Source organism: Arcobacter peruensis (genome assembly GCF_003711085.1).
In the GTDB taxonomy this organism is placed as follows: Bacteria; Campylobacterota; Campylobacteria; order Campylobacterales; family Arcobacteraceae; genus Poseidonibacter; species Poseidonibacter parvus.
The window spans coordinates 706,150-719,059 of record NZ_CP032363.1; the positions used below are offsets into that span (position 1 = coordinate 706,150).

Here is a 12,910-nt window from a genome sequence, read left to right on the forward strand (position 1 = left end):
GTATTAAATGGCGATTATATAAAATTAATTTAAAGCTTTTGATACTGCTTGCTGTGCATGAATAGTTGTAGTATCATAAAGTCTTGTCTTTGTATGTTCTTCTTTAATTAGCATACAAATTTCTGTACAACCAAGAATAATTCCCTCACAACCTTTTGAAGTTAAAGAATCTATAATTTTTAAGTATTCTTTTCTTGAATCATCTTTTACAATTCCAAGACACAACTCTTCATAAATTATTTTATGTACTATTTGTATATCTTCTAAAGAAGGAACAATAACTTCAATATCAAAGTTTTCAGAAATTCTTTTTTTATAAAAATCTTCTTGCATAGTAAAAGCAGTTCCTAGAAGACCAATTTTTCTAATTCCATCTTTTTGAAGTACTTTTGCAGTTGCATCTGCTATGTGTAGAATTGGAATATTGATATTTTTTTCAATTGAATCCACAACTTTATGCATTGTATTTGTACAAATTAATAAAAAGTCTGCATTGGCATTTTCTATATTTTTTGCAGCATTTGAAAGAATTTCTGCTGTTTTATCCCAAGCACCAATATGTTGTAATTTTTCTATTTCATCAAAATCAACACTATAGATAACAACTTTGGCACTATGTAAACTACCTAGTTCTTTTTTGATTTGTTCATTAATCTGCTTATAGTAAAGTGCTGTACTTTCCCAAGACATTCCACCAAGTAATCCAATTGTTTTCATCTAGTTTTTTATTTAATCTTTATTTTTCAATAGAAATATATATTTCTATTTCATTTTCTTTTGTATAGTGCTCAAAATCAATTGTATAAGCTCTTTTATATTCAGAATTATTTTCAAAATATTCCCAAATTTGTGTCCATGTATCAATTACAACTTGTGGTAATTCACCAACTTTTTTAAATACTAAGTACTTTTCATCAGTAATTACAATTGCATTTTTAGCTTTAGTAACTTCTACACCAATTGTTACATCAAAATCACCATTTAAATCTGATGTATAATTATTGTAAACACCATACATCGAGCTATTATTTGCTTTATTATGTGTTGCACTGTAGATGTTTTTTTCTTCGTAATCATCCCATAGTTTTTGAATTTTAGATTCACCTTCAAATTCTGTAGCATTATTAGTAGTAACACTTAAACCTGAAATCATCAGGTTTTTTACTCTAGTTGTTTTCATATTAAGATTTCTTTACATACATTGGAGTTATTTTTAAAGCACCAACACCAGGAATTTTACAATCAATATTATGGTCAATTGCACTTTCAACTAATCTAATATTTTTTATTTTAGTACCAACTTTAACAACAGAAGAACTACCCTTTACTTTTAAATCTTTAATAATAGTAACATCATCACCACTTCTTAAAGTTGCTCCATTTGCATCTTTTACAGTAAATTCTGTATCTTCTTCATCTGCGCTTGCAGTCCACTCATGAGCACACTCAGGACAGATTAATAATGAACCATCTTCATAAGTATATTCGCTGTTACATTTTGGGCAATTTGGTAGTTGTTCCATTTTTTTTCCTTTGATTAAATATTTCGCATTATATCTAAAATCTTGACACTTATAGTAAGTTTTGTATTAAAATAATTTCATTTTCTTCTAGTAAAAAATCATCAATATCTAAATCTTCAAGCATATGAACTTTTGAAGTTGTTCCATTTAATGGAGTTATTCCTATTTGTTTTAAAAATTTATAGAAAATCTGCTCTTTTGTTTTTCCATATTTTAAAACTAAACTAGTAATTTCATTTGAAGCTAAAATATTTGGATTTGCAGTTAAAGACCAAAAACTTTGATAGGTGATGTTCTTTTGCTTACAAAATTCTCTTAAATCTTTATCATAATTTGAAGCAGCATAAAATCTATTTTGTAAAACTTTTGGCTTTACTTTTGCAATATCGTAAAGATATGAAAAAAGTTTTAAGTCATAACAATTAGAAATACCAAGTTGTCCTACTTCTTTATTTTGAACAAATTCTTCCATAGATCTATATACTTTTACCAAATCTTCAATTGGATTAAATGGTGAGTGAATTAAATATGAATCTATAAAATCAAGTTTTAGATTTTCTTTTGATTTTAAAAAAGATTTTTTAACTTGAGTTATAATATCATCACTTGAAAGATAAGGCATATTATTTATATCTTGGCCTGATATTGGAGTAAATTTCGTTTGAACAAAAATATCCTCTCTTTTAATTCCTTTATTAAAAGCATTTTCAAGTCCAAGTCCTACTAGATCTTCTCTATAGTGCTTTGGTTGACAAGCTGTGTCAATGCTTTTAAAGCCAGACAAAAGTGCAGTTTCTACAAGCTTAGCTGTGTTTTCTTTTTTCCAAGCTGTTCCATAAATCATATTTGGCATTGAATTTTCCTTTTTATTTTGTCGAGTTTCTTTTATAATTCATCTAAGTTTTTTAATCCAAAGTTAGTGATTGTTTTAAACTCTATTTCTAGTCCTAATCGTGCTAAAATTAAATCTAAAGTTCTTACAGAAGTATTACCTAATTTTCCTTGCTCAATTTTACCTAAGGTTACTCTACTAATACCGCAGATATTTGCTAATTCTTCTTGCGTTAAATTTTTTGCTTCTCTTAAGAGTCTAATTTCTTGTCCAATTTCGTATAGTTTCAACTGGAATCTCCTTATGTGTTTTTTCTTCTAGTGATAGTTCCCATGTATCAATCATTCTAGAACCAATATCTTTAAAATCTTTATTGGTTTTAATATAGTCTTTTAATTCATTAATAGATTTTTTTAAAGAAAATATTCCTTCATCATAAATTTTATTTGCATCTTTTTTTGATAGATAACAATTATTTTCTCCAAAAGTAATTAATTCTTTTTTCCCAAACCATAACTTTTTACCCTGCATTGTAAGTGCTGGTTTATCTTTATAAAAATATACTTGTGTATTCACAACATCATAAGCAGGAGCAAACCATATTTTTGAAAAGTCTTCATTGTATAATACTCCAAAGTTTTTCAAATGAGCATCACCATTTTTTAATAAATAGTTCATTATCATTAATTTATAAAAACTTAACATAGATTCGAGTTTATTTGTGCTAACACTATATATTACTTTGGCTATTTGCTCATAACTTCCACTGTATTTTTCATCTTTATTTTTTCCAAGTAAAGTAATCAACTCTTCAAATCCTAAAAAATTATTGCTTTTTTTATTATAGTTAAATCGTTCAACTAATAAAAATTTATTATTTTTAGACAGTTTAATATTAGGAATTTTTACACCAGTTTTTTCAATAGCTTTTAAACAAAAATATTCATTTAACGCTAATTGTGGGTATTCTTCTCCCCAAGTTTTAATAATATACTCTTTTGAACTAAGAGATTCTTTATCTTTTAAAATAGCTAAGGTTTTTGGCTGAACTCCACTTATGGCATTTTTATCTAAAAAGGCACTAACTATTTTCGTAAAGTTATCTTGTGTATCATTTTGTAAAACATCTTCTAAATCAAATGCAAAAAAGTCTTTTTTATCTGAAAAGCTTTTATAAGTGATTCTACTTTGAATATTAGAACAGATATAAGAAAAGATTAGGAAATCGTCAATATAACCATACTCTTTCGTTAAATATTTTTTAAATATTTCAAAAAGATACCCTTCTGGTATATTCATATCAAAAATAGGATGAAGTTTATTTTTCCAAATATAAGTAGAGCTTTTATATGGCATAATCAAAGATATTGGCTTATAATTTGAAGTATAATTAAATCCATATTCATTTCTTTCTTTTTCAAAAAAAAGTGAACCTACTTTTTGATTATCAATTTTAACTTCTATATCTTTCATTTTTAACCTTAAATGATAATTTTACTTATCATTATAAGATAAATTTAATCAAATGTAAAGTAACTTTATCATTTCTAAAAATATGACCTTTAATATAATATATGTCCTTTCAACTCTTAGATATAGTATTAAAAGGACTAAGGGTAGCGTTAGTAGTTAAATATCTTGAGTAAAAAACATATACTTAAAACTTCTTAATCAAATCCATATAAACTTCACATAAACCTTCTACTTCTTTAACGGTAGTTCTTTCACCAATACTATGAATAGTGTCATTAATTACACCAAATTCAATTGCTTCAATTCCAAAGGCTCCGAAGTATCTAGCATCAGATGTTCCACCAGCTGTTGAGTGTTTTGTAGTAACTCCTAAAACATCTTTAATTGAGTTTTCCATTGCTTTTACTACTTTTGATTCTTTATTTGTCACAAATGGAAAAGAACCTTGTGTAGTTCGTAATGAATAATCTAAATGCCCAAATACTTTTTGGATATAAGCTTCTACATCTTCTTTTTTTGTATTTGTTGAGTTTCTTACATTAAACATTAAATCCAATTTGTTTGGTGTTACATTTGTAACTTGCATTCCAGATCTCATATCTGTTAGAACCATTTTTGAAGGTGCAAAATATTCATCACCATTATCTAAATCATGAGCTGCAATTTCATTTAAAATTGGTGCAATTTGATGAATTGGATTTATTCCTTTTTCAGGATAAGCTGCATGACCTTGTCTTCCTTGGATATTTAAATATCCATTTATACTTCCTCTTCGTCCAACTTTTATTGCATCACCAAAAACTTGCTCACAAGTTGGTTCTGCTACAACTGCATATTGAGGAATAAAGTCAATTTCTTTTAAATATTCTAAAGCTTTAATAGTTCCATAAGTACCCTCACCTTCTTCATCAGAAGTCATTAAAATACTCAGCGTTCCATCAAAGTTTTCTGCATGCTTACAAGCATAAAGATAAGCAGCAACACCACTTTTCATATCTTGTGTTCCACGTGCAGTAATAACTCCATTAATAATATCAGCAGCAAAAGGATCAACATCCCAACCCTCACCAGGAGGTACTACATCGATGTGACCTGCAAAACATAGGTGTTGAGGATTGTCATTAAATTTTTTATAATATACTCTATTTTTTGTATCCTCTCTATCTACATTTATACAAGTCCAATCTTCGCCTAAATATTCTTCTATAAAATCAAAACCTCCATCATCATCTGGAGTTACTGATTTAAATCTTAATAATTTTTGAAATAATTCTATAATAGTCATTTGTTTCCTTTTTAATACGTGATTGTATCAAAATTGATATTATATTTGTTATAATCATTGATATAACTATTTTAAAAGGTATATGTTTTATGCAAAACATTAAAATTAATTTAATAAAAAGAATTACACCCAATGCTGTGTTGTTGCCATTAACAAAAGAAGCTTCACAATCAATTACAAAAAGCTCTTCAAAAAACGATTTAATTGCTATGAAAGATTTTCCTTTTAAAATTGGAAGAGAATCAAGATTAGGAGAAAGTGAAAAAGGAATATTTATAAAACTTAGAATTGCAAGTCCAACTAAGCCAAATAATGATATTTATTTATTAAATAATTCAAAAGAGTTACAAATATCCAAAGAACATTTTCAAATTGAAAAAAAAGAAATGAATTATTTTTTAAAAGATAGAGGAAGCTCAAATGGAATGACTATCAATGGAATTTCAATGGGTGGAAAAAAAGAAATATTTGAAAAAGAATTAAAAGATGGTGATATTATTAAAATTGGTAATGAAAAATCAAAGTTTGAATACCAGTTTCTAATTTTAGAAAATATACAAATTTCTTAAATATAAAAGGTTAAAAAATGGGAAAAATAGAAAAAACATTTTATTGGCTTTGTTTTTTTCTAGCTGTTTATATAACAATTGGATTTAAATTAATTCCTTATGTTTTAAAAGATCAGTTAGTAAAAAACTTAGATGATAACTTAACTTTAAAAACAACAATTGAAAAAGTAGAGTTTAACCCCTTTACACTCGAGGCAAAAATACATAATTTGGCTTTAAATAATAAAGATAGTGAAAAAGTCATTTCATTTTCGCAGTTTAAGTTAAATATTGCTTTATTACGTTCGATTCTTGAAGCACATGTAAGTTTAGATAATGTTTTACTTCAAAATACAGTTGTTAATGTTGAAGAAGATATAAATGGAATAATAAATCTTACAAAAATTGTAAAAGAAAAAGAGACGGAAAAAAAAGAAGAGATAAAAGATGAAAGTTCATCAGATATAAAATTTTTAATCTCAAAAATAAAACTTGAAAATCTAAATGTAAACTATAAAAAGATTACAAAAGATAAACCTTATGAACTTACTATAAAAAATGCTAACTACACTCTATATGACGTAGGAACCTATAAAAATAGTTTAGCTTCAAATGATTTAGAATTAAATATAAATGAGCATACAAAGTTAAGTTTAAAAGGTGCTTTCAATGTATCTCCTTTTAAAATGTATGGAAAAGCTAAAATTAGTGATCTAAGATTAAAAGAGATTCTTTACCAACAAAAAGAGATATTAAACTTTGATATAAATGAAGAAGCTAGATTTGATTTAGCTCTAGATTATAATATTGATGCGAAAGATGATTTTGATTTGAAAGTTAATACTACAAAATTAGAACTATCAGATATTAAACTAAAACAAAATAAAAATGATATTATCAAGCTAAATAAGTTAAAAATAGGAAATTTAAATCTTGATTTACTAAAACAAGATTTAAAACTAAACAATATAGAAATTAATACACTTTACACAAATCTTATTATGGATAAAAATGGTATAAATTTAGCAAGTTTAGTAAAAGCTTCAAAAGAGACAAAAAAAGAAGCACCAATAAGTGATGAAAAGACTATTTCTAAACCTTGGAAAGTATTATTATCAAATTTAAAACAAACAAACTCTGATTTTATTTTTAAAGATAAAGTTCAAAATATGAGTGTTGAAACAAAAAAATTCAATACAAATGTTTCAAGTGTTAATATTGATGGTTCAAATATTTATCTTAATAGTTTTAAAATATCTAATCCCAATATAGACTATAAAGACAATAAAAACTCAATGTTTATTAATACTAATAATAGTGATATTTCATTTGACAAGCTTTCAATTTTAAATAATAATATAGATATTTCTAATGTTAATCTTTCAAAAAGTAATTTGTCATTTAAAGATAATAAAGCTTCATTAAATATCAATATAAATAAACCAAAACTGAATATAAATAGCCTTAAAATAAAAGGTGCAGATGTTTATATAAAACAAACAAAGTTAGATACACCGAAAATTTCATTTAAAGATTTAAAAAATAAACTTAGTATTCAAACAAGTAATACAGCCTTGAATGTAAATGATTTAAATATCATAAAATCTATTGTTTCAATAAATAGAATAAAGCTTAATACTCCTAGTTTAAAACTTAATGATGCAAAAGCAAAATTAGATATAAGTACGAATAATACTAGTTTAACAGCAAATAAATTAAATATAAATGGTTCTAAAATATCACTTGCCAGTGCTTCTTTAGTTAACCCAAAGTTAAATATAAATGACAAAGCAAATAATTTAAAACTAGATATTAATAAAATAAATGCAAACATTAACTCATTTTTATTAAACAATAATAATATTTCTATAAAAACTGCAAAAATCAAAAAAGGGAAATTGACTCTAAACGATAATAAAAATAGTATGAATATTTATTCATCAAATGCAGAAGTAAATATTAATAGACTTAAACAAAACAATAACACTTTAAGTTTATCTTCTATTAGAGTTTATGACCCTAGCGTTACAATCGAGAATAAAAAAGATAAAACAAATATAATTGCAAAAAATATTGACATAAGTGTAAGTGGTATTACAAATAGTAAAAATGGATTAAAAGTCTTAAAAACAGATATTTCAAAACCAAATATTTCTGTAATACTTGAAAAAAACAATGCAAAAGCAACAGTTGCTAAAAAAACTGAAAACAAAAGTTCTAAAGAATCAAGTGCTAAGTTGAATATTGGACCAATAAATATAAAAAATGCAACTTTATCTTTTGAAGATAAAAATTTACCACTTCCTTTTAAAACAACAGTTAGTGCTTTAAACGGTAAAGTATCAAGACTTAATACAACAGTAGCATCAACTTCAAAACTAAAAGTTGACGGTATTGTTGATAAATATGGAACAACACAAATTACAGGTCTTGTAGATCCTAATAATATCAAAATATTAACAGATATAAATATGATTTTCAAAAATATTTCTATGCAGAATTTTACACCATATACTGGTAAATTTATAGGGAAAGAGTTAAAAAGTGGAAAACTAGACCTTGATTTAAAATATAATATAGAAAAATCAAATCTTGATGCAAAAAACAATATTGTAATCACAAAATTAGAACTTGGTAAAAAAGTAGTAAGTAAAGATGCTGTTTCTCTTCCTTTAGACTTAGCAATTACATTACTTGAAGATAGAAATGGAGTAATCGATTTAAGTATTCCAGTATCTGGGAATATGGATGATCCTCAATTTTCTATTGGACCTATTGTTTGGAAAGCATTTGTAAATTTAATTACAAAAGCAATTACTGCACCATTTTCACTTCTTGGTTCAATTTTTGGATTTGAAGCAGATGAAATCAATAGTGTTAATTTTAATTATGCCCAAGATGAAATAACTCCAATTCAAAAAGAAACACTTGATAAGGTATCTGTAATACTTTTAAAACGTCCAAATCTAGTTTTAGAATTTGATCCATCTTATGAAAAGGAAAAAGACTTATATGCTTTAAAAACTAATAAACTTAATAAATTTATTTCAAATGAACTACCAAATAAACAAGCAAAAGATTATCAAGAAGATTATCTTGAACTATTAGAAGAGCTTTATGAAGATTATGACCAAGAGTTAGAAACACTTAAAAACAAATTTCCTAATGATTTAAAAGCTTATACAAATGCTTTAGAATCATTTGTAACTTCAAAACAAGAAGTTAAAAAAGCTGAACTTTCAAAAATAGCTTTAAATAGAGTAAATAATATAAAAAAATACTTATTAGAAAAAAAGAAAATACCTGCTAAACAAATAAAAATATCTAAAAAGATTAAGATAAAAACTACTACAGAAAAAACTTCAAATATAGATTTAAAAATCTCTAAGTAATTATAGTAAAGATTCTTTCTTTACTATAATTATAATTTATACTTATATAAACTATAATTTATTGACATATAAAAGTTTATTTGATATCATACCAAAAATAAGTATTAATTATAATACTAAATAAGGAAAACTTATGAAAAAAATATTACCAATTATATTAATTGCTATTATATTATTTGTTACATTTGCAGTTTTTGAAGAGTTAAATAAATTCGATCCAAAGAAAAAAAGATTAGAGTGTCAAGAAAAAACAATAACATTTGAAAAAATAGAGTTTGAGAATCCTATTTGGGAAACAAATAACTTAATAGAAACAAACAATTTTGTAATCAAATCAGATATTGAATATTCAAAATTAATGCAAAGTCATTTAATTAATATTTTAGATGTATCTCAAGCAGATGCAATCTTAAATAAAGTATTAAAAAAACATATAAAATCAAATCAAGTTAGTGATAAAAAACTTGAAATCGATTACTACATTTATGAAAATGATAAAGAGGACAAAGGTAAGAAAGGTGCTAAATCAAAACTTTATGCAGGTTATTTAGTTTTTGAATTTAAACTAGATGGAAAACTAGTTTATAAAATCCAAACAGATTATATGGATATAGATGGCAAAGATATAGAAGAAAGAATGAATTGTGTTATTGACTCATTCTTATCAATAAAATAAAGGAATAAAATGAAACAAAAACTATTTAAAGATAAATACTCTATTTTTGAAATTGAGTTTAAAAAAGATGAAGTAGAATTCAAAAGTGTTGATGAAATAATAAACGCATTACAAGTAAAGATTGATGCTCATCCTGTTATTGCATTTATAGCAATTTTTGACCAATATGCTCATACATCATCATTAGAAATGGGTGAAGTAAGTCCAAAAATAAAAGCAGCTAAAAATATTATATTCTGTTTTGGAAAAGAGTTACCAACACCTGAGGTTTTAGCAGTAAGACCAAGAAGTATTGGAGTTTGTGAATTAGAAGATTTATTTGTTATAAACTATTTAGAAGCACCAAATGAGGCTGCAAATGAAACAATGGAAAACTTTATTAAATCTCTAAAAAAATAAATTATATATAAAAAGGTTATAAAGCTTTTAAAGCTTTATAACTTTTGCACCAAAGCCACCTTGACTTGGATGTGCATCTGTATACCCTTCAACTCTTGGATGAGAATCTAAAAACTGTTTAACAGCAAATGATAACTTTCCAGTTCCAATTCCATGATAAACTAAAACTTCATCAAAACCTGCTATTAGTGCATCAGATAAAAACTTATCAAGATTTGCAATTGCTTCATCACTTCTTTGTCCATGTAAATCTAATTTAACATGCCCACCTGAAGGTTTTTGAACTGTTACAGTTGCTTTAATAGGTTTCTTTTTTAGTTTTGGAGGATTTCCTGATTTTTGTAAATCAGCTAATTTAACTTGTACTTTCATTCCCATATCATTTTCAATAAACGCTTTAGCACCTTTTATTGAAACAAGTACACCTTTAGTACTTCTATATTTTACTCTATCCCCTACTTTTAACTCAACAGCTTCTTGAACTTTTGTAGTTTTAATATCACTTGCTTTTTTATGAGCAATATTTAAATGCTGATGTGATTCTCCTACTAATTTAGCTTTAATAGCTTTTTTAGCTTCATCACGTGCATCTTTATACTCTTTATGTAGTTTTGACTTCTCTGAATATATATGCTCATCTAAAGTCTCTTTTTGCTCACTTAAATTTCTTGATAATTTTTCCATTTTTGATATTTCATTATTAAGTTTTTCAATCTTAAGTTTGTACTCTTTTTCAAGCTCAGAACTTCTTTCAATTAACTCATTTAGTTTATCTTTATCATCACCATAAACTTCTTTTGCTTTTTTAACTACATTATTTGGAATTCCATATCTTGAAGCTGTTTCAAATGCATAAGATTTTCCAATAGTTCCTTGTAAAAACTCATAAGTAGGTAATCTATTTTCTTCATCATAAAGTGCAGCAATTAGTTCAACATCATCATTTGAAGCCATAAGCGCTGCTAGTCTTTTATGGTGTGTTGTAATAATAATTTTAATATCTTTACTAATTAACTCTTCGATAATTACTTTAAATAAAGAAGCTGCTTCATCAGAATCAGTTCCAAGCTCAATTTCATCAACACCAACAATTGCATTTTTACTAGTAAATAATTTAGAGAATTCTTGCATTCTTCCTGCAAAGGTTGAAATATCATTTTTTACACTTTGAGGGTCATCTAAAACGGCATTTATACTTTTAAAGTTCCCTATTGTTGTATCTTGATGAGCATTATATGGAATAAGATATTTTGAGAGTAAAACAGCTGATAAAATTGATTTTAACATCATTGTTTTACCTCCTGCATTTACTCCTGTAATCATTACAACTGATTTGGAAAAATCAATACTAATAGGCTTTGCATCATGAAGTGCTGGATGTGAGAAATCTACTAATTTATTTATGTTTTTTTTACTTGGAATTATAAAGTTTTTATCATTTACTTTTGCAAAAAATAGTCTTGCTTGGTAATGATCAAATCTATCAAACTCTTTATTTATAAATTTTAAAAACATTAAATTTTTTTCAAAAGTTGATGAAATTTGCTTACAAATTTTTAAAAGTATTTCTTCTTGTTTATTTACTAAATCATTTTGTTTTTGTTTTAATGAACTTACACTATGAGGTAAAACATAAAAGAAACCTGCATTTGATCTATTTATTACTTGTGCTTTTAAAACATGATTAAACCCACCACGAACAAGCAATGACTCTTCACCATTTATATAATGAACTTGAGAATCAACTAAATAAGATCTAACTTTTTGGTTATTGATTGTTCGGTATAGACTTTGTTTTATTTCTTCTTTATTAGATGAAATTGCATATTTAATTGAATCAAATTGCTCATTAACACCATCTTTTAATTTTGACCTATCATCAAAATAATCACAAATATTTGTAATATCATTTGGTATTATAATCTTATCAATCCATTCTTGAAGTTTACCATCAAAGCTAAATCTTTTTAAATAATTAAAATATTTGATTATCTTCGTAAACTCAATAATCTCATCAACTTTTAAAACACCCTGCTTTTGAATATGCATTAATGCAGTATCTAAATTAGCAACTTCGTTGGGAGCTTTAACATCAAATTTACCAAGTTCATTTATTAGTTTATGATGAAGATTAATATCTCCTTCCAAGATTATTGATTTTTTTCTAGCTAAAAAATTTGAAAAAGATTCTAAATAATCTGCTAAATCTAATTTTTTTATAATATCTTGCATAAAAATTTATTTTGCTTTTGGTCTAAAAGGTTTAATTACATCTTCATTACAAACTAAAAATGGACCTTCCATTAAATCAATACAATATGGAATTGCAGGGAAAACTGCATCTAAACATTCTCTAATTGATTTAGGTTTTCCTGGAAGATTTACTATTAATGAACTTCCTCTTAAACCTGCTGTTTGTCTTGATAAAATAGCAGTTGGAACAAATTTTAATGATTCTGCACGCATTAATTCACCAAACCCTGGCATCATTCTATCACACACAGCTTCTGTAGCTTCTGGAGTTACATCTCTAGCTGCTGGTCCTGTTCCACCAGTAGTCACTACTAAACAACATCCTTCATTGTCAACTAAGTCTTTCATCGTTTCTTCTAAAGTTTTTTGGTCATCTTCAATACATCTATAAACTTCTTCCCAAGGTGAAGTTAAATAATCATTCATTGTATCTATAATTGCACGTCCAGATAAATCTTCATAAATTCCTTTACTTGCTCTATCACTTGCTGTTATTATTCCTATTTTTGCTTTTTTTTCATTCATTATA

The 12,910-nt window shown here is 25.8% G+C and carries 13 protein-coding genes; 4 read left to right on the forward strand and 9 right to left on the reverse strand.

What is annotated here, in order from left to right; all coding sequences use genetic code 11:
• Positions 1-24: 24 nt before the first annotated feature.
• From D3Z07_RS03535 to dapE, 7 genes are all read right to left on the reverse strand, one after another.
• A complete protein-coding gene (locus tag D3Z07_RS03535) occupies positions 25-717 on the reverse strand; it encodes an aspartate/glutamate racemase family protein (protein ID WP_122893104.1) in 693 nt (230 codons plus the stop codon).
• Positions 718-736: 19 nt separating this feature from the next.
• The gene (locus tag D3Z07_RS03540; RefSeq protein WP_076086133.1) at positions 737-1,180 is read right to left on the reverse strand and encodes a GyrI-like domain-containing protein; all 444 of its coding nucleotides are present in this window, start codon (positions 1,178-1,180) and stop codon (positions 737-739) included.
• A 1-nt stretch (position 1,181) separates the two neighbouring features.
• A complete protein-coding gene (locus D3Z07_RS03545; RefSeq protein ID WP_076086131.1) occupies positions 1,182-1,523 on the reverse strand; it encodes a zinc ribbon domain-containing protein YjdM in 342 nt (113 codons plus the stop codon).
• Positions 1,524-1,572: 49 nt separating this feature from the next.
• A complete protein-coding gene (locus D3Z07_RS03550; protein ID WP_122893105.1) occupies positions 1,573-2,376 on the reverse strand; it encodes an aldo/keto reductase family protein in 804 nt (267 codons plus the stop codon).
• Positions 2,377-2,408: 32 nt separating this feature from the next.
• A complete protein-coding gene (locus tag D3Z07_RS03555) occupies positions 2,409-2,645 on the reverse strand; it encodes a helix-turn-helix domain-containing protein (RefSeq protein ID WP_076086125.1) in 237 nt (78 codons plus the stop codon).
• Positions 2,614-3,828 carry a type II toxin-antitoxin system HipA family toxin gene (locus D3Z07_RS03560; RefSeq protein WP_076086122.1) on the reverse strand — a complete coding sequence of 405 codons (1,215 nt, stop codon included), beginning with the start codon at positions 3,826-3,828 and terminating at the stop codon, positions 2,614-2,616. Before D3Z07_RS03560 ends, D3Z07_RS03555 begins: the two co-directional genes overlap by 32 nt.
• Positions 3,829-4,012: 184 nt before the next feature.
• Positions 4,013-5,113 (reverse strand): succinyl-diaminopimelate desuccinylase, encoded by a 1,101-nt coding sequence (gene dapE, locus D3Z07_RS03565; protein WP_076086119.1) that lies wholly within the window; start codon positions 5,111-5,113, stop codon positions 4,013-4,015.
• Positions 5,114-5,202: 89 nt separating this feature from the next.
• On the opposite strand from dapE, the gene D3Z07_RS03570 reads away from it, so the two are divergent.
• From D3Z07_RS03570 to D3Z07_RS03585, 4 genes are all read left to right on the forward strand, one after another.
• The gene (locus tag D3Z07_RS03570) at positions 5,203-5,682 is read left to right on the forward strand and encodes an FHA domain-containing protein (RefSeq protein ID WP_076086116.1); all 480 of its coding nucleotides are present in this window, start codon (positions 5,203-5,205) and stop codon (positions 5,680-5,682) included.
• A gap of 17 nt (positions 5,683-5,699) precedes the next feature.
• Positions 5,700-9,053, forward strand: coding sequence for a DUF748 domain-containing protein (locus D3Z07_RS03575; RefSeq protein WP_122893106.1), 3,354 nt, complete (start codon positions 5,700-5,702; stop codon positions 9,051-9,053).
• 133 nt (positions 9,054-9,186) lie between these two features.
• Positions 9,187-9,729 carry a hypothetical protein gene (locus D3Z07_RS03580; RefSeq protein WP_076086112.1) on the forward strand — a complete coding sequence of 181 codons (543 nt, stop codon included), beginning with the start codon at positions 9,187-9,189 and terminating at the stop codon, positions 9,727-9,729.
• A 9-nt stretch (positions 9,730-9,738) separates the two neighbouring features.
• Positions 9,739-10,128 carry a DUF6858 family protein gene (locus D3Z07_RS03585; protein WP_122893107.1) on the forward strand — a complete coding sequence of 130 codons (390 nt, stop codon included), beginning with the start codon at positions 9,739-9,741 and terminating at the stop codon, positions 10,126-10,128.
• 27 nt (positions 10,129-10,155) lie between these two features.
• Here the strand turns inward: D3Z07_RS03585 and D3Z07_RS03590 are convergent, their stop codons facing one another.
• Positions 10,156-12,360, reverse strand: a complete 2,205-nt coding sequence (locus D3Z07_RS03590; protein WP_076086105.1) for an endonuclease MutS2 — start codon at positions 12,358-12,360, stop codon at positions 10,156-10,158.
• 6 nt (positions 12,361-12,366) lie between these two features.
• The gene (gene mog / locus D3Z07_RS03595) at positions 12,367-12,906 is read right to left on the reverse strand and encodes a molybdopterin adenylyltransferase (protein WP_076086102.1); all 540 of its coding nucleotides are present in this window, start codon (positions 12,904-12,906) and stop codon (positions 12,367-12,369) included.
• Positions 12,907-12,910: the final 4 nt, after the last annotated feature.

Bases quoted from the DNA above. Each gene is read 5' to 3' on its own strand.
- D3Z07_RS03535 (WP_122893104.1), bottom strand. From the start codon at position 717: ATGAAAACAATTGGATTACTTGGTGGAATGTCTTGGGAAAGTACAGCA.
- D3Z07_RS03540 (WP_076086133.1), bottom strand. From the start codon at position 1,180: ATGAAAACAACTAGAGTAAAAAACCTGATGATTTCAGGTTTAAGTGTT.
- D3Z07_RS03545 (WP_076086131.1), bottom strand. From the start codon at position 1,523: ATGGAACAACTACCAAATTGCCCAAAATGTAACAGCGAATATACTTAT.
- D3Z07_RS03550 (WP_122893105.1), bottom strand. From the start codon at position 2,376: ATGCCAAATATGATTTATGGAACAGCTTGGAAAAAAGAAAACACAGCT.
- D3Z07_RS03560 (WP_076086122.1), bottom strand. From the start codon at position 3,828: ATGAAAGATATAGAAGTTAAAATTGATAATCAAAAAGTAGGTTCACTT.
- dapE (WP_076086119.1), bottom strand. From the start codon at position 5,113: ATGACTATTATAGAATTATTTCAAAAATTATTAAGATTTAAATCAGTA.
- D3Z07_RS03570 (WP_076086116.1), top strand. From the start codon at position 5,203: ATGCAAAACATTAAAATTAATTTAATAAAAAGAATTACACCCAATGCT.
- D3Z07_RS03575 (WP_122893106.1), top strand. From the start codon at position 5,700: ATGGGAAAAATAGAAAAAACATTTTATTGGCTTTGTTTTTTTCTAGCT.
- D3Z07_RS03580 (WP_076086112.1), top strand. From the start codon at position 9,187: ATGAAAAAAATATTACCAATTATATTAATTGCTATTATATTATTTGTT.
- D3Z07_RS03585 (WP_122893107.1), top strand. From the start codon at position 9,739: ATGAAACAAAAACTATTTAAAGATAAATACTCTATTTTTGAAATTGAG.
- D3Z07_RS03590 (WP_076086105.1), bottom strand. From the start codon at position 12,360: ATGCAAGATATTATAAAAAAATTAGATTTAGCAGATTATTTAGAATCT.
- mog (WP_076086102.1), bottom strand. From the start codon at position 12,906: ATGAATGAAAAAAAAGCAAAAATAGGAATAATAACAGCAAGTGATAGA.